At 59.0% G+C, this 21959-nt stretch carries 19 protein-coding genes; 15 read left to right on the top strand and 4 right to left on the bottom strand.

The window, feature by feature from the left end:
* Nucleotides 1–18: 18 nt before the first annotated feature.
* From HBO19_RS17975 to HBO19_RS17985, 3 genes are all read right to left on the bottom strand, one after another.
* Nucleotides 19–537 (bottom strand): hypothetical protein, encoded by a 519-nt coding sequence (locus HBO19_RS17975; RefSeq protein WP_170057987.1) that lies wholly within the window; start codon nt 535–537, stop codon nt 19–21.
* A 259-nt stretch (nt 538–796) separates the two neighbouring features.
* Entirely contained in the window at nt 797–979 is a 183-nt protein-coding gene (locus HBO19_RS17980; protein WP_170043068.1) for a hypothetical protein, read from the bottom strand.
* Between the two features lie 60 nt (nt 980–1039).
* Nucleotides 1040–1759 (bottom strand): endonuclease, encoded by a 720-nt coding sequence (locus HBO19_RS17985; RefSeq protein WP_262380955.1) that lies wholly within the window; start codon nt 1757–1759, stop codon nt 1040–1042.
* 295 nt (nt 1760–2054) lie between these two features.
* On the opposite strand from HBO19_RS17985, the gene HBO19_RS17990 reads away from it, so the two are divergent.
* From HBO19_RS17990 to HBO19_RS18015, 6 genes are all read left to right on the top strand, one after another.
* Nucleotides 2055–2480, top strand: coding sequence for a hypothetical protein (locus HBO19_RS17990; protein ID WP_169954319.1), 426 nt, complete (start codon nt 2055–2057; stop codon nt 2478–2480).
* 167 nt (nt 2481–2647) lie between these two features.
* Nucleotides 2648–2854: a hypothetical protein gene (locus tag HBO19_RS17995; protein ID WP_170057988.1), complete on the top strand. Its 207-nt coding sequence runs from the start codon at nt 2648–2650 to the stop codon at nt 2852–2854.
* Nucleotides 2851–3651 carry an aminoglycoside phosphotransferase family protein gene (locus HBO19_RS18000; RefSeq protein ID WP_222934695.1) on the top strand — a complete coding sequence of 267 codons (801 nt, stop codon included), beginning with the start codon at nt 2851–2853 and terminating at the stop codon, nt 3649–3651. The genes HBO19_RS17995 and HBO19_RS18000 overlap by 4 nt, the downstream gene beginning before the upstream one ends.
* A gap of 111 nt (nt 3652–3762) precedes the next feature.
* On the top strand, nt 3763–4095 hold the full coding sequence (locus tag HBO19_RS18005) for a DUF2790 domain-containing protein (RefSeq protein ID WP_169954317.1): 333 nt from the start codon (nt 3763–3765) through the stop codon (nt 4093–4095).
* 11 nt (nt 4096–4106) lie between these two features.
* On the top strand, nt 4107–5018 hold the full coding sequence (locus HBO19_RS18010; protein ID WP_170057989.1) for a LysR family transcriptional regulator: 912 nt from the start codon (nt 4107–4109) through the stop codon (nt 5016–5018).
* A gap of 207 nt (nt 5019–5225) precedes the next feature.
* Nucleotides 5226–6548, top strand: a complete 1323-nt coding sequence (locus tag HBO19_RS18015) for an OprO/OprP family phosphate-selective porin (protein ID WP_169954315.1) — start codon at nt 5226–5228, stop codon at nt 6546–6548.
* 177 nt (nt 6549–6725) lie between these two features.
* On the opposite strand, the gene proP is transcribed toward HBO19_RS18015, so the two are convergent.
* Complete coding sequence (gene proP / locus HBO19_RS18020) at nt 6726–8228, bottom strand: glycine betaine/L-proline transporter ProP (RefSeq protein ID WP_169954314.1); 1503 nt, start codon at nt 8226–8228, stop codon at nt 6726–6728.
* Nucleotides 8229–8527: 299 nt separating this feature from the next.
* Here proP and HBO19_RS18025 point away from each other — a divergent pair, with 299 nt between their 5' ends.
* The 9 genes from HBO19_RS18025 to HBO19_RS18065 all read left to right on the top strand — a co-directional run bounded on the left by HBO19_RS18025 (nt 8528) and on the right by HBO19_RS18065 (nt 21941).
* Nucleotides 8528–9862 (top strand): EAL domain-containing protein, encoded by a 1335-nt coding sequence (locus HBO19_RS18025; protein WP_170057990.1) that lies wholly within the window; start codon nt 8528–8530, stop codon nt 9860–9862.
* 381 nt (nt 9863–10243) lie between these two features.
* On the top strand, nt 10244–10909 hold the full coding sequence (locus tag HBO19_RS18030) for a response regulator transcription factor (protein WP_169954312.1): 666 nt from the start codon (nt 10244–10246) through the stop codon (nt 10907–10909).
* Nucleotides 10910–11022: 113 nt separating this feature from the next.
* Nucleotides 11023–11688, top strand: coding sequence for a response regulator transcription factor (locus HBO19_RS18035; RefSeq protein WP_170057991.1), 666 nt, complete (start codon nt 11023–11025; stop codon nt 11686–11688).
* Between the two features lie 20 nt (nt 11689–11708).
* The gene (locus tag HBO19_RS18040) at nt 11709–14072 is read left to right on the top strand and encodes an ATP-binding protein (protein ID WP_262386281.1); all 2364 of its coding nucleotides are present in this window, start codon (nt 11709–11711) and stop codon (nt 14070–14072) included.
* Complete coding sequence (locus HBO19_RS18045; RefSeq protein WP_170057993.1) at nt 14069–16417, top strand: transporter substrate-binding domain-containing protein; 2349 nt, start codon at nt 14069–14071, stop codon at nt 16415–16417. The genes HBO19_RS18040 and HBO19_RS18045 overlap by 4 nt, the downstream gene beginning before the upstream one ends.
* Before the next feature lie 401 nt (nt 16418–16818).
* Nucleotides 16819–17367 carry a fimbrial protein gene (locus HBO19_RS18050; RefSeq protein ID WP_169954308.1) on the top strand — a complete coding sequence of 183 codons (549 nt, stop codon included), beginning with the start codon at nt 16819–16821 and terminating at the stop codon, nt 17365–17367.
* Nucleotides 17368–17484: 117 nt separating this feature from the next.
* A complete protein-coding gene (locus HBO19_RS18055) occupies nt 17485–18186 on the top strand; it encodes a fimbria/pilus periplasmic chaperone (RefSeq protein WP_346266500.1) in 702 nt (233 codons plus the stop codon).
* Nucleotides 18187–18273: 87 nt separating this feature from the next.
* Nucleotides 18274–20817, top strand: coding sequence for a fimbria/pilus outer membrane usher protein (locus HBO19_RS18060; protein ID WP_346266501.1), 2544 nt, complete (start codon nt 18274–18276; stop codon nt 20815–20817).
* Nucleotides 20814–21941: a fimbrial protein gene (locus tag HBO19_RS18065; protein ID WP_170057995.1), complete on the top strand. Its 1128-nt coding sequence runs from the start codon at nt 20814–20816 to the stop codon at nt 21939–21941. The genes HBO19_RS18060 and HBO19_RS18065 overlap by 4 nt, the downstream gene beginning before the upstream one ends.
* Nucleotides 21942–21959 lie beyond the last annotated feature (18 nt).

Here is a 21959-nt window from a genome sequence, read left to right on the forward strand (position 1 = left end):
TCAAACCTGGAAAAACCGTCAATAAAATGCGGCGCCTGTTATGACGATGCCTTTCGTATTGCTGGTTTTATAAATCTTGACTAAACCCTTATTGCTGTCGCCACTGGAGTGACATATTTTTATTGCCTTATTTAGCTCTGGCTCAAAAATCTCAATGCCGCGGCAGCTATTTCTACCGCCAGGGGATTGTGTATATGCCGTTGTGTAAGTGCTTTGAGTTCCGTCGGATAAATAAATTAAAAGTGAGAGCGGAATTTGTAGGGCTAGCAGGCACACTAAAAATAATGCCAGTGGAAGTGCTGTAATCTTTTTTAGGGTGTTTATGAGGTTTCCAGACAATATGTCTTTTTTAAAGATGATAAAGCCTAACGAGCTTATAGCTGTCAAGATTAGTGAGCTGGTGATATAGATTTTTTGAAAGTTTGGCTTGAAAAAAATCACTGAGTAAATGTGGCTACGCCATGCGAAAAGCAATGAAATAGTCAGCATCGTTCCAAAAATCATAGGCACCAAATAAAGGTACGAGTTCTTTTTCAATTTTGCTGCTCTCTATCCTCGGTGCCAGAATTATAGGCATCTTGTTCATTAAGTTTCCTCCCGCAGATCGCTCGCCACGAGTCCATGAACCAGTATCTCGCGATCTTAACGGCGTTGATTTCCTGAAACAGAATGCCGCCCATCATACGGGGGAGACGTTTTATCAAAGTAGTTCAGGCAGCTATGGTTGCGGCGCGCACCTGCGGGTTCCGGAATCCAAGCCTGAGTAACCTCTACCGAAAGCGGCCGGATTTCGGGCTCACATGCCCAGCGTAGGAATGGTCACCTCGCCACACTCTATGAGTTGGCCAGCGGTCAGTTGAAGCACATCATTGGGTTTTGCGGCGTACCCGGCAATAAAGCCGATGGACACCAAGGCGATACAGAGCAGGGATCTTCTGAAAATCATTGGGAATTCGCTGAGTTGTTGGTGTGAAAACATGCAGCACTGATTCCCGATTGTGCAAAAGGTTCCTGGCGCGCTGGCTCTGCAAGGCGCCTCTTACGACAGCAGCACCACACGAGCACTCTCGAACAGCACGGGCCGTACAAGGATTTTGTAGCTGTCAGCATCGAACGACTGCGATGGCAAGGCCGGCGCCAATCGGGCTTCGGCCTCGCAGGCGTAAGTCCCGATGTACCGCCAGTTATCCACGACGTGGTATTGCTCCAGCTGGCCATGGCGTTCGTGCAGTGCAATGGCGGCGGGGTATGGCCAGCGGTGGACGGCCCAGTGGGCCAACGCCTGCAGCAAACGCTCGGTGTGGGCTGCATGGGTTTCGTCGCCCCGGCATGCCCCGGCGCATTTACGGATCTGCGCACGGAAACAGCCCTTCGCGCTGGGTGGTTCTATACCCAGCAGGCTATGGCAGAGGCGGTGCTCGTCGGCGAGCAGGATCAATGCTTCGATTGCCATGCGCCGGCTGCGGAACAGCCCGTACAACTGCGGCCCCTCGGCCAGCGCGGTGGTGTCGATGATCTGCAGTTTGCCCCCGTGCAGGCGTAACGAGCACAGGCGGCGCTGCCGGCGCAGGCGCTTGTTCTTCAAAGGCTGCATCTCTTTGATCAGGCGCGACTCCAGCAACAGCGCACCGATTTCTCCCGCGGTTTGCTGATATTCGATCCGCTGTGCCTGGCGCAACATGCGCGCTTCTTCGGGGGTACGCAGGTGCGCCAGCAGGCGGCTGCGGATATCGACACTTTTACCGATGTACAGCGGCATCGATTCACCTTGCGCGTAGAAAAAATACACGCCGGGCGCACGCGGTGCCGCCTCGGCCTGGGCGCGAAGGTGGGCAGGGTATTCAAAGGGCGGGGCGGGGAGAGTCGGGCGTAGAGGCATGCCGGATATAGTGCGGCATCAACTGGCCGAAAGGGTTGCCGCCGGTCGGTCCAGTCTCGCGGCAGTCGATAGTGATCAGGCTTGCGGGGCCGATTTTAATGCGCTGATCGCCGTGGGAGAGGGGGCATGATACCTTTGCGCGCAATGTGGCTAATTGGCATCAGGGAGTGATGGAATGGAATACAACACGGCACTGCTGGTCGCTGCCGGGCTTAACCTGCTGGTGGCGCTGATGCATATCGGGGTCATCGTCAAAGGGCCGTCCTGGTATCACCTGTTTGGCGCGGGCGAGCGCTTTGTACGTGCAGCCAAGGCCGGTCGCCGCTTCCCGGCGGTGGTGACGTCGGGGATTGCCCTGGTGCTCGCCGCGTGGTCGGCCTATGCGCTGTCCGGCGCCGGAGTGATCGACCCCTTGCCCCTGCTGCGCCCTGCGTTGTGCGTAATCACACTGGTGTATCTGTTGCGTGGTCTGCTGGGCCCGTTCGTGTTGGCCGGCACGGGCCGTAGTACGCGCTTTATCATGATCAGCTCGGGGATTTGCGTGGTGTACGGGCTGGTGCACCTGGTGGGGTTGGCGCAGGTGTGGAATACCCTGGCCTAGGGCGGGCAACGCGTGCGCTGTCGCCGCCTCGGCCAGTTTTGCTGTACGGGCAACCAGGGCATCTCGGTGGTTGATTCTCGTCAACTCCATGCAGCACTATTCTTGCGCTTTTCAGGGCCGACGGGCGCAACTGTGTAGATGCCGTCACCATTTCCAGGGGAAAACCAATGAAGTACCTGCGCACCTTGAATGCCGCAATGGAACGCTTTGTGAGGCGGTTTACCCGCACGCAGTTCCTGTGCGCTGCCATTGCGTTCACCGCGCTCAACTTCTTATTGGACTACACCGTTGCTTCATATACCTCCCTCTACCTGCCCATGCTCAGCGGTTGGCTGTTTGCCATGGGCTTTGTGAAGTTCCCGCCTCAGCCATGATGTGTCTATTTGATCAATACCTGGAGCGATGGGACCTGACCGTCGATGGCGATGCATTCGCCTCGCGCAACGGCAATCTATTGCCTGTTCGCCAGGACGGTGTGCCGGCAATGCTCAAGGTCTCCCAAGTGGCCGAGGAGCAAGCCGGCAGCGTGCTGATGGCCTGGTGGGGCGGTGACGGTGCAGCGCCGGTGCTGGCCCATGACGGGGAGGCCTTGCTGATGGCGCGTGCGCTGGGCTCGGCTTCGCTTGTACAGATGGCCAACGGCGGTCGCGATGACGAGGCCACGCGCATCCTTTGTGGCGTGGCCGCGCGCCTGCATGCGCCACGGGCCAAGCCGATTCCCGCGCTGGTTCCCCTGGCGCGGTGGTTCGAAGCGCTATGGCCGGGGGCGGCGAGGCACGGCGGGATCCTTGCGCAGTGCGCCAGCACCGCACGCGATCTGCTGGCGGCGCCCCAGGATGTCGCGGTACTGCATGGCGATATCCACCATGGCAATGTCCTGGATTTTGCCGCGGCCGGCTGGCTGGCTATCGACCCCAAGGGCCTCTACGGCGAGCGCGGCTTTGATTACGCCAACCTCTTCTGCAACCCCGATCAAAGCGCCCTGGCTCCCGAGTGCTTTGCGCGGCGGATCGAAGTGGTCGCCAAAGCCTCTGGAATCGAGCGGCGTAGGCTCCTGCAATGGGTGCTCGCCTGGGCAGGTTTGTCGTCGACCTGGATGCTCGAAGACGGTGAAGAGCCGGGAATCACCCTCGGGGTGGCGCACCTGGCGGCGGCGGCACTGGGGCGGTGATTATCGTCAGGCTTAGTTGCACATAACAGAAAGGTAATCTTTAAGCTACCTTGGTGAAAGGGTCGGTTAGTTAATCTCAAGTCTGGAAAAATGACTTGAGAGATAAATCTGATGAACCTGTTGAAACTAAGTATTGCTGCATTGGCGTTGTCATTATCCACGGTCGCGTTCGCCACAAACGGCGGTGATCGTGGGTATGAGAAGTTGATGAGCGATAACCAGCAAGCCATGGCTGCTTATGCGCTAAAACAAGGTAAGGAACAACCCCAGGTCCAGGACTATCGCTATGGCATGAAACTGGACATCGCCAAGGTGGTCAACGTGACCCCTAAGATCAGCTCCTGCGACATCGTCCCGTCGCGCATGACTTACGAGGACTCGAGCGGCAAGCTCAACACTATCGAATATCAAGTCATGGGGCAGTGCCGTAATAATGGCCGCTGAAAGGTTGCCCTATGACTGCGCAGGCACCGTTGATTGACCGCGAACTGGCGCAGCGTTTTCTGACATGCGCACGCTGTGCCAGCTTTCGCCAGGCTGCCCGTAGCCTGAATATCCGTACTGCAGAACTGCGCAAGCAACTGGCCCAGTTGGAGGGGCGGCTGGGTAGCCCGCTGTTTGTATTACGAGAAAATGCCCTACGCCTGACCCTCAAGGGGCAGCGCCTGCAAGCGCTGCTGATAGCGCGGTTTGGCGATGTTCAACCACAAGTGGGCGCCGTGCCTCAACCGCTGTTGCGTCTGGCCGTGGAAGACTCCCTCATGCACGACCTGCTGGCGCGTGAGGTGCTGGATTTTATGCGCAAGCACCCGGCAATGCAGTTGGAAGTCATCCCGCTGACGGGCGAGCCAACACGCCAGGCGGATGTCATGGTGTGGTTGGCGGATGCTGACCGTCCTCGTCCCGCGCCGGGGTTTGCCATGACCACGCCGCAACGTCTGGCGCGCATTGACTTCAGCCCGCATATGGCCAAGCGTTACTGTCGCGGCAACCGTTTGCCGACGCAAATTGCGCACTTGTCCGACTTTATGTTGGTGCAAGGCCGTACGAATGCGCCGGTTGCGGCGTTTGCACCCTGGAACCGCCTGGTCAAACAGCGCCAGCGCGCAGTGGCCCAGGTGCATTCCCAGGCGTGGGTGCAGGAGTGGGTCAGGCACAGTGCCTGTGTCGGTTTGTTACCGGACTACATCGGCCATTTGGATAAAAACCTGCTGGCCCTGACCTCCTTGTTTGGTGAGCCTATGGAACGGCTGGCATGGCTGTCCACGGCGCCCTTGACCGCTGAGCAACCCCATGTGCAAGCGCTGGTGGCGTTGATTCACAAAGTGTTCGAAGAACGGCGTGACTGGTTTGAAAGAGTCATCTAAGTTGGTATTGGTTTTAACCATTCTGAAATATTCGATGTGAATGCCTGTGTAACTTGTAATTCCCTTGTTTATAAGGTCCTTGTCGCGGTTAAAGGGCAAGAAATATCCATGGTCACAAAACTGTCTTGTGAATAAATCCAAAATGTCATTTGGTCTTTGGAAACTCCCCGTCGCCAAGTAATACTTAACGATAGTGAGGGGAAGTTGATGTCGATTAGTTATTCAAAGTGCGTTCGGTTAACTCAATTCAGCCTGGCGGTGGCGGGCAGCGTATTGGCCATTTCGGCGCAGGCAGGCACGGTAACCACCGATGGCGCCGATATTGTGCTCAAAACCAAGGGCGGCCTGGAAGTGGCCACTGCCGACAAAGAGTTCAGCTTCAAGCTGGGCGGGCGTATCCAGGCCGATTACGCCCGGTTTGATGATTACTACACCCGTAACGGCAACACGGCGGACGCCGCGTATTTTCGGCGTGCCTATCTGGAGTTTGGCGGCACGGTCTACAAGGACTGGAAATACCAGATCAACTACGACCTGTCCCGTAACGTGGGCAATGACAGCGCAGGCTACTTCGACGAAGGCAGCGTGACCTACACCGGGTTCAATCCGTTGAATGTAAAAGTAGGGCGTTTCTACACCGATTTTGGCTTGGAGAAAGCCACCAGTTCCAAATGGGTCACGGCCCTGGAGCGTAACCTTTCCTACGATGTGGCCGAGTGGGTCAACGACAACGTCGGCATGGGCGTACAGGCCAACGGCGTGGTGGGACAGATGGCCTATTTGTCCGGCAGTGTGTTCAGCGAAAACAACAACGACACTGACGGCGACAGCGTCAAGCGCTACAACCTGCGCGGCGTGTTTGCGCCCCTGCACGAATCCGGCAATGTGTTGCACGTAGGGCTGCAATACGCCTACCGAGACCTCAAGGACGCCGCCATCGACACGCGCATCCGCTCACGCATGGGCATGCGTGGCGTCGAGACCAACGGCGGCAACAGTGCCGGCACCAATGGCACCCGCTCGGTATTTGGCGGGAGTGCGGCCCAGCAAGGCTTATGGCAGGACGACTCGGTGTGGGGCCTGGAAGGTGCTTGGGCGCTGGATGCGTTCTCGGTGCAGGGTGAGTACTTGCGACGGACCCTCAAGGCCGATGCAGCACAGAGTGACATCAAGGCCAGCGGCTACTACGCACAACTGGCCTATACCCTGACCGGCGAGCCTCGCATCTACAAACTCGATGGCGCCAAGTTCGACTCCATCAAACCGCAAAACAAACAAATCGGCGCCTGGGAGGTGTTCTACCGCTACGACGCGTTTACCGTCGAAGACGATAATGTCGTGGTCAGCACCAATGTGCGCCAGGTAGGTGACAGCCAGGGCAAGGCGCATACCCTGGGCGTCAACTGGTACGCCAATGAGGCGGTCAAGGTCAGCGCCAACTACGTCAAGGCCCGCACGGACAACGTCAGCAACACCCTGGGTGATGACACCGGTGATGGGGTGGTGATGCGCCTGCAATACGCTTTCTAAGCCACAGGTTCCGAAATCAGATGAGCCAGGGCGAGTCGGCGATACTGTCGATTGGTCCGCCGTCATCCCCTGTAGGAGCGGGCTTGCTCGAGAGGGCGGTGGTTCAGTCACCATTGTCGGCGGCTGACCCACCGCTATCGTTGGCAAGCCAGCTCCTACATTTGTTGTGTAGCGCAATCAGTCAATCCGCGGATGCTGTTGCGCCAGGTTCTGGCGCTTGGCTTCCAGCTCGGCGATCTGTTCGTCGAGGTCTTCGATCTTCTGTTCGATATTGTCGTGATGCTCCTGCAACAGCTCCCGTGCCTCTTCCATGTCCGACGCTGCCGGGGCCGCGCCGCGCAGGGGTTTGTTGGCGGTTTCCTTCATGGTCAGGCCGGTGACCAGGCCCACCACGGCAATGACCATCAGGTAGTACGCAGGCATGTACAGGTCGTTGGTACTTTCCACCAGCCAGGCCACGGCGGTCGGGGTCAGGCCGGCGATCAGTACCGAGATGTTGAACGCACTGGCCAGGGCGCTGTAGCGGATGTGGGTGGGGAACATCGCGGGCAGGGTGGACGCCATCACGCCGATAAAAAAGTTCAGCACCACCGCCAGCATCAGCAAGCCTGCGAAGATCAGCCCGAGCTTGCCGCTGTTGATCAGCATAAAGGCCGGAATAGCCAGGGCCAGCAGGCCGATACTGCCGGCGATGATAAAGGGCCGGCGCCCGACCTTGTCGCTGATAAAGCCGATCATGGGTTGCACGAACAGCATGCCGACCATGATCGCGATGATGATCAGCACCCCGTGGTTTTCGCTGTAGTGCAAGTTGTGCGTCAGGTAGCTGGGCATGTAGGTGAGCAGCATGTAATAGGTGACGTTGGTCACGGCCACCACGCCGACACAGGTCAGCAGGCTGCGCCAATGCTGAGTGGCGACCTCCTTGAACGATACGCGCGGGCCACGTGCCAGGCCTTCGCGGTCGCCCTGTTCAAGCTTTTCAACATGCTGTTGGAAGGCTGGGGTTTCTTCCAGGGCGTGGCGCAGGTACAAGCCGATCATGCCCAGGGGCAGGGCTAGGAAGAACGGCAGGCGCCAGCCCCACTCCTGGAACTGTTCTTCACCCAGCACGCTGGAGATCGCCACCACTACGCCCGCACCGAGCACAAAGCCTGCGATGGAGCCGAAGTCCAGCCAACTGCCGAGGAAGCCGCGCTTGCGGTCGGGGGCGTATTCGGCGACGAAGATCGAGGCCCCGGTGTATTCACCACCCACCGAGAAGCCTTGGGCCATCTTGGCCAACAGCAACAGGATCGGGGCCCAGATGCCAATCGAGGCATAGGACGGAATCAGGCCGATGGCAAAGGTGCTGATGGACATGATCACGATGGTGGCCGCGAGGACTTTCTGCCGCCCGTACTTATCCCCCAGCGCACCAAAGAACAGGCCACCCAGTGGGCGGATCAGGAACGGCACGGAAAAGGTCGCCAGCGCCGCAATCATCTGCACGCCAGGGTCGGCGCCGGGGAAGAACACCTTGCCCAGCACATAAGCCACGAAGCCATACACCCCGAAGTCGAACCACTCCATGGCATTGCCCAGTGCTGCGGCGGTGATCGCCTTGCGCATCTTGGCGTCGTCGACAATGGTGATGTCTTTCAACCCGATTGGGCTGACACTTTTCTTGCGTGATTTCATACAGGTCACTCTGTCACTGAACGGTGTCGATGCCATTGTTTTAATGGCATGGTCTACTCGGTCAGATACATGAGGACACGAAATAATTCACCGCTTAATGTTTTTTTTCCTGTAGGCGCCGGCTTGCCGGCGATGTTCGTCAACGCTGACGCAGCACAACTGCCCTGATACCCGCCGCACAGCGCTCCGTTCTGGGTCGCCCACCCCGCAGACAAGGGTGCTTTTAGTCCCAATCCTATTTGCTTCTTTTTTGCCACTGATAAGCTTTTTTCCTGGAAAAGTATCGGGAAATTCTTGTCATGATCGTAAATGCCGCCGTACCCAACGAGTTCAACGCCCTACGCGTTATCACGTTGGCAACCGACGCCACCTGTGCCAATTGGCTGTCCGGCGCGTTGAGCAGTATGGGCGTTACAGCGCTGGCCAACGCTAAATCCTTGAGCGACGTAGAGGCCTGGCTGGTCGACCAGCCGGTGGACGTCATCTTCTGCGAAATTCGTCCGGGGTCTGATGATGGGCTGATGCTGCCAAGCCTGCTCAAGGGGCTGCACGAAGCCGGCGCCGTGGCGCAGTTGCCGAGCATCTTCTGGACCGGTGAAGCCACCTTGAATGCGCAGGTGCGTGCTGTGGAAGAGGGCGGCGTGGCTTCCCTGCATGGCGGCACCCAGCAGCGCTGGATCAAGCACATGGGCGGGGTCGCCATCAGTGCGTTGGAGTCCCATGCCCGATTGGCCCGCGCCGCCGGGATTCTGGTGGAGATCCTGCGCGAAGGCGCAACCCTGGAACTGGGTGATGCCTTGCGAGCCGTGATGCTGACCCGCGCGAAACCGGACCCGCAGTTGCACATGACCACATTCGACGCCTTGGCCGAGGATGAAGTGATCAATGCGCTGACCACGGGGGAGGGCTTGCGCTTTGTGTTCCAGCCACAATTCGAGCTGTCGAGCCGGCGTGTAGTGGGAGCCGAGGCATTGGTGCGCTGGAAGCACCCGCGCTTTGGTGAAATCCCGCCGTCGGTGCTGATGCCGTTGGTTAACCGACTGGGCCTGGACCTGTTGCTGTTCAGCCTGGTGGAAATGTGGAGCATCCGGGCGATGCTGGCCCTCAAGCGTGAAAACATTCTGATCCCCATCGCGGTGAATGCCTCGGCAAAAACCATTTGCACCCCATACTTTGCCGACCGCCTCGCCACACGGATGCAGCAGGCCGAATTGCCAAACCACTTGCTGAAAATCGAGCTTACCGAGGACGTACCCGAACCGGACGAACTGCATCTTTCCGCATCGCTGACGGCAATCCGCGCCAAGGGTTTCCAGGTGTCCCTGGATGATTTTGGTACCGGCGCGGCCACGTTGAACCTGTTGGCGAACCTGTCGTTCGATGAAATGAAAATCGACGGCTCATTCGTGCGTGCCGTAGAGCAGCACTCGTCATCACGCAAGGTGATTGCGGGCATCGTCAGTTGGGCCGGCCTGCTGAATCTGAACCTGGTGGCCGAGGGCATTGAGGATGAGTCCACGATCCCTTTGCTGCATCGCCTGGGCTGCCGCGTCGGGCAGGGTTATGCGCTGGCGCGGCCGATGGAAATCGAGGCCTTTTTGAGCTTCCTGATTGAGCGGGGTAAACACCCGTAAACATACTTCTGTCCGTCTGGCTCTGGGAGGAGGCGGTTTTTAGGAGTGCTCTTATTTCAATTGTTTCGTCATGGCTTTAAATTTCCATCATCGATTTTTTTAAATTGTATGCCGCTGGAGTTAACTGCTCTGCCCATTCGATAACCACTGCTGGATGTCTTGAATCTCAAAAAGTCGACTACTTGCCTGGCAACTTAAAGTTTGCCGGTGGGTGTTGTATTGCCTGATCGAAAGTTCGCCTGTTTGTTTTTAATGTGCGATGGCTCAGTTGCACGGATGGAATTGATGTTGTAGGTCCGTCTTCCCTGACGGCAACTTACCAATGATGAGATAGCGTTATTTTTCATCTTTTTGCTCGTTATACAGAGTGTCCTGTGATCTATGAAACGCTTACAAATTGCTTTGCTGGATGATCATGCAATCGTGCGACATGGCCTGGTCAATCGATTGCTGCAGGAACCTGATTTTGAAGTGGTCGGTGTCTACGCCCGTACGCGTGAACTATTGGCAGGGCTGGCCAAGGACCCGGCGCAGGTGCTGTTACTGGACTATGTCCTGGGGCCCAGCGAGTTGGATGGCGTGTTACTGATTCGAGCGTTACGGGTGAAGTTTCCACAATGCCGCATCCTGGTGTTCTCTACGCACCATGACGCCGCCACCGTGATCCTGGCCTTGCGTGCCGGTGCCCGGGGATTTCTCGGCAAGGGTGAAGACATGGGTCAGTTGGTCGACGCCGTCCGGTTGGTGGCATCGGGGGCGGTTTACCTGAGCCCGGACATGGCCTACAGGGTTGCCGAAGCCACTGCGGTCAACTATGACGGCGAGGCGCGCAATCGCGAGGATGCGTTGCGCTTTGTCAGTCTGTCTGCCCGTGAGCAAGAAGTGATTCGCTGTTATCTGACGGGCATGACCATCACCGAAATTGCTGAGAAATTCAGCCGTAGCATCAAGACCATCAGCTCCCAAAAGGCTTCGGCTTTTCGCAAGTTGGGTGTGATATCGAACAACGAGCTATTCAAGATCAAGCACCTCATTGAAGGTATCTGAACCTGGCGGGTTGGCGCCGTGTCATTTGCCGCTTGTTGCATATACTGTTCTATCGTTGGGTATCCCTGTTTTCGGCAGCGCGGCTTGCGCTGGGTTGAGTGGGCTCGATCATAATGAAATCTATACGTATTGCTTTGTTGGATGATCACGCGGTTGTTCGACATGGTCTGGCCAATACCCTGGCGGCCGAGGCGAACTTTGAAGTGGTAGGCATTTATGAGCGCAGCCGCGACCTGATCGCCGGTCTCGCCACGGCGCCTGCAGACTTGCTGCTACTGGATTTCTCCCTGAGTCCCGAGGAGTTGGACGGCGTCTCATTGATCCGTGCCTTGCGAGTCAAGTTTCCCGCTAGCCACATCCTTGTGTTGTCCACCCACCACGACCCGGCGACCGTGGGCCTGGCCATGCGTGTCGGAGCCCGCGGGTTTGTCGGCAAGGGTGAGGACATGGACCAGTTGGTCAAGGCCATCCGCAAAGTGGCATCGGGGGCGGTGTACCTGAGTCCCGACATGACCTATCGCTTGGCCGAAACCGTCACCAGTGATACCCGCAAAGGCTCTGGCGAAGTGCCGGACGCCCTGATCCTGGCGGAGTTGACCAGTCGCGAGCAGGAGGTCATTCGTTGTTACCTGGCGGGCATGACCATCACTGAAATTGCCGAGAAGTTCAATCGCAGCATCAAGACCATCAGCACCCAGAAAACCTCGGCGTTTCGCAAGCTGGGGGTTACGTCGAACAACGAACTGTTCAAGCTCAACAAAATCATTGGCTCGCCATGAGGCGGTGGTGGTTGGGGGGCTTGTTGTTGTGGTCGCTTGGAGGGGCCGTCTTCGCTGCTGGCCCGGTTCAACTGAGCGAGCAGGAGCAGCGCTGGATACAGCAGCATCCGGTGTTGCGGGTGGGCGTGGTCGAAGACCTGATACCTTTTGAGTACATGCGTGATGGCACCCTGCAGGGACGCTCAGTGCATTACCTGCAATTGGTGACCGATGCCACCGGCCTTGAATTCACCTATGTTCCGGGAAAGACCATTGAGATACGCGAGCAAATGCTCCTCGATGGCCAGGTGGATCTGCTGTCCTCTTACTTGCGTTTCAGGTCTGAGCCGGCCACCAAGGGCCTTGCCTTGCTGACCTACCAGACCACCTCGCCGATCATCGTGACGCGTTTCGAAGGCCCGGATATTTTCGACCTCGACCAACTGCATGGCAAAACCGTGATGGTTCCTGACGTGGATCATTACGAAGAGATCGTCGGAGCATCAGGAATCGAGGTCACGCTGATCAAAAGCAAATCGGCCCTGGAGATGCTGACCCGCGTCCAGGACGGCAGTGCTGACGCGGCCGTTGCCACGGAAACCTTCCTGATGCCTTATCTGTACCGCCAGTTCCAGGGCATCCTGGAGGCTTCAGGTGTGGTCGGCAGCCAGATGCTGGATGTCAGCATGGCGGTTCGCTCGGACCAGGCACTGCTGCATTCGATCCTCGAAAAAGTCCTGGGCTCGATCACTGCCGAGCAACGCAATGACATGTACGACCACTGGTATCACGAGCTGGATCTGGATGTTCCAACCCTGCTTGCCATCTCCAGCCACTACTGGCATGTCCTGATCATGGGGGCGTTGGTGCTGGCCAGCCTGTGTGTGCTGGTCTATCGCGGCCATCGCAGGCGGCGTCAGGCTGTGCGCAACGAGCAGGAAAAAACCATGTTCCTGGCGGTCATGGGCCATGAAATTCGTTCGCCTATGAATGCCGTGCTGGCGGCCATGGAGTTATTGGGGCACACCCGGCTCAATGAGCAGCAGCGCCACTTTGTGCACCTTGCCAATGGCGGCGCCAATGCGTTGGTGCGTTTGCTGGATAACGTGCTGGACACGCCAGGCTCGGGTGCGCGGGCGTTGCGCCTGAGCATTGAACCGACCGATGTGACGGCGCTGGTGCAGGGCGTAGTGGGCTTGCACCGCCTGCGCGCCCGGGAAAAGCACCTGAGCCTGAATGTGAGCATCCACACCGCGCTGCCCTTGCTGTTACTCGACAGCTCCCGCCTGACGCAGATTCTTCATAACCTGCTTTCCAATGCCATCAAGTTCACCGATGCCGGCGGTGTCGACATCAAGCTGTGCCTGTTGGCCCTACCGGCCGGTGGTCAACAGTTGCAAGTCAAGGTGCGCGATACCGGGATCGGTATCAGCGAAGCGGTACAGGCGTCGTTGTTCCGGCCATATGCCCAGGCCAGTCAATCCTACAAGCGCTCCGGTGGTACCGGGCTGGGCCTGGTGATCTGCCAGCAACTGGCGAACTTGATGCAGGGGTCGTTCACACTCAGCAGTGAGCCGGGGGTTGGCACGACCTTCATCCTCTGCGTGCCGGTAACGGTTGCCCCCCAGACTGCTGAACCACCGCAGATTCAGCATTCCGCGCCAGAGGCCGAGACGGGCGGCCTGCAAATCCTGGTCGTGGAAGACACCCTGGCCAACCAGGAAGTGCTGCGGGCGCAGATCGGCGGCTTTGGCTGCGAGGCGGTGATCGCCGCCGATGCCGCCCAGGCCCACAGCTTGTTCGCGCAGCAGGCCTACCAATTGATCCTGATGGACTGTGACCTGCCGGACCAGGACGGTTACAGCCTGGTTCGCGAACTGCGTGAGTTCGAGCGCGGCTTGGGGCGTCCACGCTGCCCAATCATTGCCATTTCTGCCCTGACCGGTGAACAGCACCTCAAACGTTGCATGGATGCTGGGATGGACGCCGCATTGAGCAAGCCGATACGCCTTGGGCAACTGCGCGAAGTGATCGAGCGTTGGTGCGACGTCACCCTGGCTGCACCCCGTGCGAGCCTGATGGCCCCACAGCTGGATCAGGCGGCGATCAATCGGGAGATGGCCAGTGACCTGGGGAGCCTGATCAAGGCCATAGCGCTCTGTGACCGCCCCAGCGCCGTCCACGTTGCCCATCGTCTGCACGGTGCTGCGCTGATTATGGAGTGGCTGGCCCTGGGGCAGAGTGCCGAGTATCTGGAGCGCCTGCTGCGTGCGCAGGAGGGCTGGGATAGCCCGGCCTACGCCCAGGCCCTGCGGGCGTTGGTTGAGCATTGGCGGGCCTTGGGCGGGGATGCTCCCCTGGAAGTGCTGCCGCCCGCGCGTGCCACGCGGGTGACCCAGCGATGAACGCCAAATTGCTACGCCTGCTGCTGATAGCGTTCGTGCTGGGAAACCTGGGCGTCGGGGTGCAGGCCGGCCCGACGCCGCTGGAGTTGACCCAGCAGGAGCGTGATTGGATTGCTGCCCATCCGGTGCTGCGTGTTGGCGTATTCGATAACTTGCTGCCTTTTGAATACATCAGCAATGGCCAACTCAGAGGGTTGTCAGCCAAATACCTGGGGTTGATTGCATCGCGCACGGGCCTGTATTTCGAACCCGTCACCACCACTACGCGCAGCGCCCGCAAGGACATGCTGATCAGCGGCGAAGTCGATATCTTGTCCACCCGGCGCCGGGACGATGACCCGGCAAAGGATCTCGGGCTGCGTTACACCACGCCCTACAACACCAGCTCGACCGTTATCGTCAGCCGTTTTGGCGATCAACCGTTTGCCGACTTGGAGCAACTCGCCGGCAAGCGGGTGGTGATGCTGGGGCGCGAGGAGGATTACGTCGCTTTTTTGAAGCGTAAGGCCCCGGGGATAACCATTGTTTCTGCCCTGAATGCGCTGGACATGATGGCGATGGTCAAGGACGGCCGCACGGACGCGGCGATTGCTTCGGAGTGGCTGCTGATTCCCTACCTGTCCCGCCAATATCATGGGGTACTGCAGATTTCTGGGGTGCTGCCGTTGCTGCATACCGGTGTGAGCATGGCAGTACGTGACAGCGATGTGCTCCTGCTGTCTATTTTGGACAAGGTGCTGGCGTCCATCAGCGGCGAAGAGCGCAAGGCGATCTATGACGCCTGGTTTGCGGATATGGACCTGGACATTCCTACCGTCAAGGCCATTGCCGAGCACTACCAAGGTGAGCTGTGGTTGCTGCTGGCCGTGGTGGCAGTGCTCGTCGGACTGGTCGTGCAAAGTCGCCTGCAACGGCGCCAGGCCATGAACAGCGAACGGGAGAAGGCGATGTTCCTGGCGGTCATCAGCCATGAAGTGCGTTCGCCGATGAACGCAGTGCTGGCCGCCGTGGAACTGCTGGAGCACACCCCGCTCGATGAGCAGCAGCGACATTTCACCGGTTTGGCCAATAGGGGCGCCAATACCTTGCTGCGGCTGGTGGATGATGTGTTGGATATCTCCAAGATGGAAGCCGGGCAACTGGCCCTCAATCTTGAACCGGTGGACCCATGGGCGCTGGTCTTGCGGGTAGTCGACGAGCATCGAACGCAGGCGCAGGAAAAGGGCATTGAGCTGCTCGTCACCGGCGAGCGTCCCGGCGACCCATTGTTGCTGGACGAACTGCGTCTGGCGCAGGTGCTGCGCAACCTGATCTGCAACGCCGTCAAGTTCACCGATGTGGGTCGGGTAGAGGTGCAGTTGCAACAGCTGGAAAAGCCTGCGGTCGAGGTGCGACAACTGGTGATCCGGGTCATCGATACGGGCATAGGCTTGTCCAAGCAGGCGCAAGCCTCGCTGTTCCGGCCGTATGCCCAGGCCAAGCAATCCTATCGACGCACTGGCGGTACCGGCCTGGGCCTGGTGATCTGCCGGCGCCTGGTCAGGTTGATGCGCGGCAGGTTGGTGCTCAGCAGCTTGCAGGGGGTCGGTACCCAGGTCGAGGTGCGGTTGCCAGTTGAGCCGGCTGTTTCCCCGCAACTGCCGGCACCTGAGCCTGCGCCGAGCGCGGAATCGGCTAACGGTTTGCAGGTGTTGGTGGTGGACGACTCGCTACCCAGTCGGCAAGTGTTGCAGGCACAACTCGACAGCCTTGGTTGCGCGGTGCTGCTGGCGGCTGATGCCGACCAGGCGGTGGCGTTGTTCAGTGCGCACCGGGTCGATATGGTGCTGATCGACTGTGACTCGCCAGAGGGCGACGCCGAGCGCATGGTCAGCGCGTTTCGTGAGTCGCAGCTCCAACAGGAACGCTCATATTGCCCGATCATCGCGCTCTCGCAATTTAGCGGGAATGAATACCTGCAACGTTGTTTCGATGCCGGTATGGATGGTGTACTGAGCAAACCGCTCCAACAGGCCATGTTGCAGCAGATGATTGAACTCTGGTGCGAAGTAACCCCGGCGCCACAAGTTGCAGAGTACCCGGAAACTCCAGGGTCGCCGGAGGCCGTGCGCCAGGAACTTAACAGCCTCATAGAACTACTTGCCCTGCGCGATCGCGGCATGGCGCTGGAGGCGCTACACAGGCTGCGCACTGCCGCGTTGGACGTCGGTTGGGAGGACTTCGCGGCCACGGCGCAGCGTATCGAAGTGCTGTTGCAGGACGAAGTGAACTGGCCAGCAGAAGCGGTTGCGGGTCATGCCCGTAGCCTGCTTGAGCACAGGGCCGGGCTTCCCTGCGGAGCCTAGGTAGAGTAGGGGCTTCACAGCAGGACAGGTTGCTCTGGGAATGATGCAATCGCCGCGAATTGCATGCCCTGCCGCAACATATGCCTCACTGCCTCGATAAAGCTCGATGGCGGCCACCGGTTGTTCGCAGCTTCTCTATTGATAAACATTGCAGCGCCTGTTTTTAGGAGTGCTCCTATAGACGGGCTATTAATGTTTTTCCATTAAACAGTGCAGTGCAACAGTAAGTTTTATAGTGGTTTTAATTGTTGGGGATTTACCGTGCTCAATTGTTTTTCAGAGCACTCCTATATTGAGTTCGATGTGGGCTCCCTAAACTTAGCCCCGCAACAGCACAGAAGCTCTCCGATAAACGGAGGCTTTAAAACTTACTGTAGAACATCGCTCTCTCGGAGTTACTCATGAATTACAAAGCCCGCGCCCTCGCTGTACTGGTCGCTGCCACCGCCTCTACCGTTGCTCTGGCTTCAGACGGCAAAATCGATTTCAACGGCGAACTGAAAGCCGAAACCTGCAAGGTTGCGGTTAACGGCGCGGCTGGTGCGAGCCCGTCGACTGTCACGCTGCCAACCATCTCTACCGCTGCCCTGGGAGCAAAAGGCCAAGTGGCAGGCCAGACCGGTTTCAATATCGAGCTGAGCGATTGCTCTGCCGCGCTGAAAACAGCGGCTGCATTCTTTGAGTCGAGCGGCAGCGTTGATGCAACCAGCGGCAACCTGAAGAACGTGAGCGGTACTGCCACCCAGGTTCAGCTGCAATTGGTTGACGCAACCAATGGCAACGCGATCAAGGCCGGCAACACTGCGCAGGTCACTTCCACCAGCCGTATTGCCATCAATGCAACCTCCAAGGCCGCCATCCTGCCATACGCTGTCCAGTACTACGCTCAAGCCCCGACCACTCCGGGTACCGTAGTTGGCTCCGTGACTTACTCCATCAATTATCAGTAAGTCGCCGCTCATGGATACACGCCCTGTTCAGCAACAAAAGGGCGTGCTTCCAGGCAGCAACGGGATTACGTAATGCCTTGCACATCTGCCCTCAGACAATTGCTCCTGGCAAGCCTTGTGACACTGACGTGTTCCCAGGCTATCGGGGGTGTAGTGATTACCGGAACACGCCTGCTCTACCCGGCGGACCAGAAAGAAATCACGGTAAAACTCAACAACAATGGCACGCAGCCAGCGCTGATCCAGTCGTGGATCGACACCGGCAGCGTCGAGTCGACTCCGACCAGCTCCAAGGCGCCGTTCCTGCTTTCACCGCCGGTGGCGCGCATCGATCCGACCAAGGGCCAAAGCCTGCGGGTGTTGTTTACCGGGGCTCCAATGGCCCAGGACAAAGAGTCGGTGTTCTGGCTCAACGTATTGGAAATTCCACCCAAGCCCGAGGCGGGTGCAGATATCAATACGCTGCAAATGGCATTCCGTTCGCGGATCAAATTGTTTTATCGCCCGACCGGCTTGCCAGGCACTGCCAGCGAGGCGATCGAGCAGGTGCAGTGGCAATTGGTGCCCGCACGCGATGGGCAAGGCTTGGCCTTGCAGGCCTTCAATCCGTCGGCGTTCCATGTTTCGCTGATCGAGTTGGAACTGGTGGCTGGCGCCCAGCGTGAGCGCAGTGAAGACGGCATGATCGCTCCGGGTGAAACCCGCCAATTTGTGCTCCCAACGCTCAAGGTCCGACCGGCTGCGGGTGCTCAGGTGGAGTTCAGCGCTATCAACGATTACGGCGCACTGATCCCGACCCGTAAAGCACTCAAGCCCTGATTAAACCTCAAGTTTTTTAGTCGCGAGTCATTTATGTCGACCTCTTCCAGCTGCAGGCTTTCTCTGCGGGCGCGGCCTTGCTTCGCCTTGAATCCGCTCTCTGCCTTGATCCTCAGGGTATTGGCCATCGCCCCAGGTGCATGGGGTATACAGGGTGCGCTGGCGCAAGAGGTGCAGTTCAACGATGCGTTCCTGCCTGAAGACTCGCGCAATCTCGACTTGGGCGCCTACCAGACCGGCAACCCGGTGATGCCCGGGCAATACCGTGCAGACGTAGTGCTTAACGGCCAGTTGAACAGCCGCCAGGACATTCGCATCGACGCCCAGGCCGACGGCAGCAAGCCGGTGGTCTGCATGACGCGTAGCTTGCTTGAGCGTCAGGGCGTGGAGATGAGCAAGCTGTCGCCTGAAAGCACTTTGGCGCTGGACAGCCAGGGCTGTGCCGCCGTGGGCAGTCTGATCCCGGGTGCAACCGCGAATTTTTCCCCGGAAAACCAGGCCCTCGACCTGAGCATTCCCCAGGCGGCGCTGCGGCGCAATGTCCGGGGATACGTCAGCCCGGAACTGTGGGATCGCGGCGTGACCGCAGGCATGCTCAGCTACAGCTTCAATGGCAGCCGTAACCGCACCCGCAGTGGCAACTCTGACTCGGCATTCCTGGGCCTGCACACCGGCCTCAACCTGGGTGACTGGCGCCTGCGCCACAACGCGTCGATGAGCTGGCAGTCACGTCAGGGCAATAATTACCAAGCCCTGGACTCCTATGCGCAACGCGACATCACCGCGTTGAAAAGCCAACTGACGGTGGGCGAGTCCAACACCACCGGCGAGATCTTCGACACCCTGGCCTACCGTGGTGTGCAACTGGCCAGTGACGACCGCATGCTGCCCGACTCCATGCGCGGCTATGCCCCGGTGATCCGTGGGATTGCCCGCACCAACGCCCGTGTGACCATTCGCCAGGCCGGCAACATCCTGCTGGAAACCACCGTGGCGCCCGGGGCATTTGTGATTGATGACCTGTATTCAACCGGCTATGGCGGCGACCTCAGTGTCAGTGTGGCGGAAGCCGACGGCACCGAGCAGAACTTCATCGTGCCCTATGCCTCGGTCAGCCAGTTGCTGCGCCCCGGTACCTCGCGTTTCAGCCTGACCGCAGGCGAGACCCGCAACAACTACGTCGACAAGCAATCGCGTCTGCTACAAGGCACTGTGCAATATGGCCTGAACAATACGTTCACCGGATTTGCCGGGATGCAGTCCAGCGATGACTACACCGCCGTGCTCACCGGCCTGGCGTTTGGCACGCCGATCGGTGCCATGGCCATCGACTTGACTCACGCCCAGACCGACCTGGCCGCCGGTGCCGCCAAAGGGCAGAGCATGCGGGTGTCCTACAGCAAAAATGTGCTCAGCACGGGCAGTAACTTCACCGTTGCGGCTTATCGTTTTTCTACCAGCGAATACCTGGACTTCAGTAACGCCATGCAACTGCTCGATGCCGAGAAAACGGGGTGGGACACCAGCATGTTCGGGCGCCCGCGCAGTCGCTTTTCGGTCACCGCCGACCAGAGCCTGGGGGAGTGGGGGCAAGTGGCAATCAGCGGCTATGCGCAGAACTACTGGAACCTGCCGGGCAGTGATTTGCAGTACCAGTTCAGCTACAGCAAGCAGTTCAATCGCATCAGCTTCAGTGTGAACGCCAACCGCAGCCGCATGGGCCTGGGGGACATGGAAAACAGCTTTTTGCTGACCATGAGCATGCCTCTGGAATTTGGCGGTCCAGGCTTCAGCCCGCAAATGACCGCACAGGTAGGACGTGACTCCCAAGGCAACTACAGCGAGCAGGCCGGCATCAGCGGCACCGCTGGCGAGGACCGTCAATATGGCTACGGCGCGACAGTCGGCCATGACGGTGCCAGTAACAGCAAGAGCGCGGCCCTCAATGGCCAATACACCGGCGCGCGCGCCATGCTCAGCGCTGCCCTGGGACGCGGTGATGGCTACACCAGCGCCTCGGTGGGCGCGAGCGGCAGCGTGGTGGCGCATGCCGATGGGGTGACCATGACTCCTTATCGCGGTGAAACCATGGCGGTGGTCAGTGCCCCGGGTGCGCAGGGGGCCAAGGTGTCCGGCTACCCTGGCCTCAAGCTCGACAGCCGCGGCAATGCCGTGGTGCCGTACCTGCGGCCATATGAGTTGAACGAAGTGGCAATCGACCCTATTGGTAGCTCGCTGGACGTCGAACTCAGCGAAACCAGCCAACAGGTGGCCCCGCGTGCCGGTGCGGTGGTGCACCTCAAGTACACCACCAACCAGGGCCGCGCAGTGTTGCTCAACGTACGCCTCGACGATGGCAGCAGCCTGCCCTTTGGTGCTGGCGTGACAGATATCGACGGCACCTCGGTCGGCGTGGTCGGGCAGGGTGGCCAGCTCTACGCACGGATCAAGCCGCAAACCCGTCAGTTACTGATCAACTGGGGAAGCAAGACCCATCAACAGTGCGCACTGGTCATCCCGGCGGGCCCCGGCGAAGGGCAGCAATTGCAACAGGTAGACGCGGTTTGTGCGGCCGGTAAGCAAGTCGCTGGCAGCGTGCAGCCCAACACTCTTCAAAAGGTACAGTTATGAATATTGGCGCTTTGATCAAGGCGGGCCTGGCCGTCGCGGCATTGTGGGCGGCGGCGGGGACGGCCATGGCGGTCACCTGCACCTACATGGAGGGTATCCAGCCGGCCGTGGGCTCCATGCCATTGCAGATTTCGGCGATCACTATCGGGCGCGATCTGCCGGTGGGTACCGAGGTATATCGCCAGCGCTTCAGCATGGCTGCGGGCCAGGCGCCCAAGCTTGAATGCCTCTATGCCCCGTATCAGCAGTGGACTGAGATGACAGTCGACTCCAGTTATGCCATGGCCAATGTGTCCAGCGGGACCTACGCCAACAAGGTCTATAGAACCAGCATTCCGGGGCTGGGGGTTGCCTTCAACAGCTCGGGCGGCCTGCTGCCAAGGCAATCTGGCAAGGCATGGACCACATGCACATCTGGCTACAGGTGTTTGGTCCCATTTGACGGGCCTTCGAACTTTGAGCTGATCTTGATCAAACTGGGCGATGTAACGCCTGGTGTATTGGTGGGCAGTACGTTGCCGGTCGTCAGTCTGTTCGGCAACTTCGGCGATGCGAGAATGCGCGGCTTCAGTATGGGGATCTCCGGCAATATCCAGATTGTCTCGAGTACCTGCCGTACACCGGATGTCTCGGTGCCCATGGGCTCTCATCTGACCTCCAAGTTCACCGGGCTCAACAGCAGCACGGGCTGGACGGATTTTTCCATCGCTTTGAATGACTGCCCGGCGTTCAACGGGATCTATACGACAACGGGGCCGGCCTGGTCATCGCAAAGTGGCACGTCGCCTCTTGGTACGAACGTCGATAGTGGCTCTCTGGTGCGTAACACCCTGCAGTACCGCATCGACCCCGCGCGTACGGCGATCAACACGAATAACGGTGTACTGAGCCTCGACCCTGGCGCCATGGGCAGTGCGCCCGCCGCCACAGGGGTTGGCGTGCAGGTGCAGAACCGCAACGGCAACTCGGTCATCCTTGGGGCCAACCAAAGCAGCGGCCTCACCCTGCGCCCCAACGAGGGGAGTTATACGATCCCCTTGCGCGCCCGTTACCTGCAGACGGCGAGCACGGTAACCCCCGGCCCGGCGAATGCCTCGGCGACGTTTACGATTATTTACCAGTGATTGCTCCTGCAAGGCCTG

Source organism: Pseudomonas sp. WS 5021 (assembly GCF_012985535.1).
In the GTDB taxonomy this organism is placed as follows: Bacteria; Pseudomonadota; Gammaproteobacteria; order Pseudomonadales; family Pseudomonadaceae; genus Aquipseudomonas.

Bases quoted from the DNA above. Each gene is read 5' to 3' on its own strand.
- HBO19_RS17980 (WP_170043068.1), bottom strand. From the start codon at position 979: ATGTTTTCACACCAACAACTCAGCGAATTCCCAATGATTTTCAGAAGA.
- HBO19_RS17985 (WP_262380955.1), bottom strand. From the start codon at position 1,759: ATGCCGCTGTACATCGGTAAAAGTGTCGATATCCGCAGCCGCCTGCTG.
- HBO19_RS17990 (WP_169954319.1), top strand. From the start codon at position 2,055: ATGGAATACAACACGGCACTGCTGGTCGCTGCCGGGCTTAACCTGCTG.
- HBO19_RS17995 (WP_170057988.1), top strand. From the start codon at position 2,648: ATGAAGTACCTGCGCACCTTGAATGCCGCAATGGAACGCTTTGTGAGG.
- HBO19_RS18000 (WP_222934695.1), top strand. From the start codon at position 2,851: ATGATGTGTCTATTTGATCAATACCTGGAGCGATGGGACCTGACCGTC.
- HBO19_RS18005 (WP_169954317.1), top strand. From the start codon at position 3,763: ATGAACCTGTTGAAACTAAGTATTGCTGCATTGGCGTTGTCATTATCC.
- HBO19_RS18010 (WP_170057989.1), top strand. From the start codon at position 4,107: ATGACTGCGCAGGCACCGTTGATTGACCGCGAACTGGCGCAGCGTTTT.
- HBO19_RS18015 (WP_169954315.1), top strand. From the start codon at position 5,226: ATGTCGATTAGTTATTCAAAGTGCGTTCGGTTAACTCAATTCAGCCTG.
- proP (WP_169954314.1), bottom strand. From the start codon at position 8,228: ATGAAATCACGCAAGAAAAGTGTCAGCCCAATCGGGTTGAAAGACATC.
- HBO19_RS18025 (WP_170057990.1), top strand. From the start codon at position 8,528: ATGATCGTAAATGCCGCCGTACCCAACGAGTTCAACGCCCTACGCGTT.
- HBO19_RS18030 (WP_169954312.1), top strand. From the start codon at position 10,244: ATGAAACGCTTACAAATTGCTTTGCTGGATGATCATGCAATCGTGCGA.
- HBO19_RS18035 (WP_170057991.1), top strand. From the start codon at position 11,023: ATGAAATCTATACGTATTGCTTTGTTGGATGATCACGCGGTTGTTCGA.
- HBO19_RS18045 (WP_170057993.1), top strand. From the start codon at position 14,069: ATGAACGCCAAATTGCTACGCCTGCTGCTGATAGCGTTCGTGCTGGGA.
- HBO19_RS18050 (WP_169954308.1), top strand. From the start codon at position 16,819: ATGAATTACAAAGCCCGCGCCCTCGCTGTACTGGTCGCTGCCACCGCC.
- HBO19_RS18065 (WP_170057995.1), top strand. From the start codon at position 20,814: ATGAATATTGGCGCTTTGATCAAGGCGGGCCTGGCCGTCGCGGCATTG.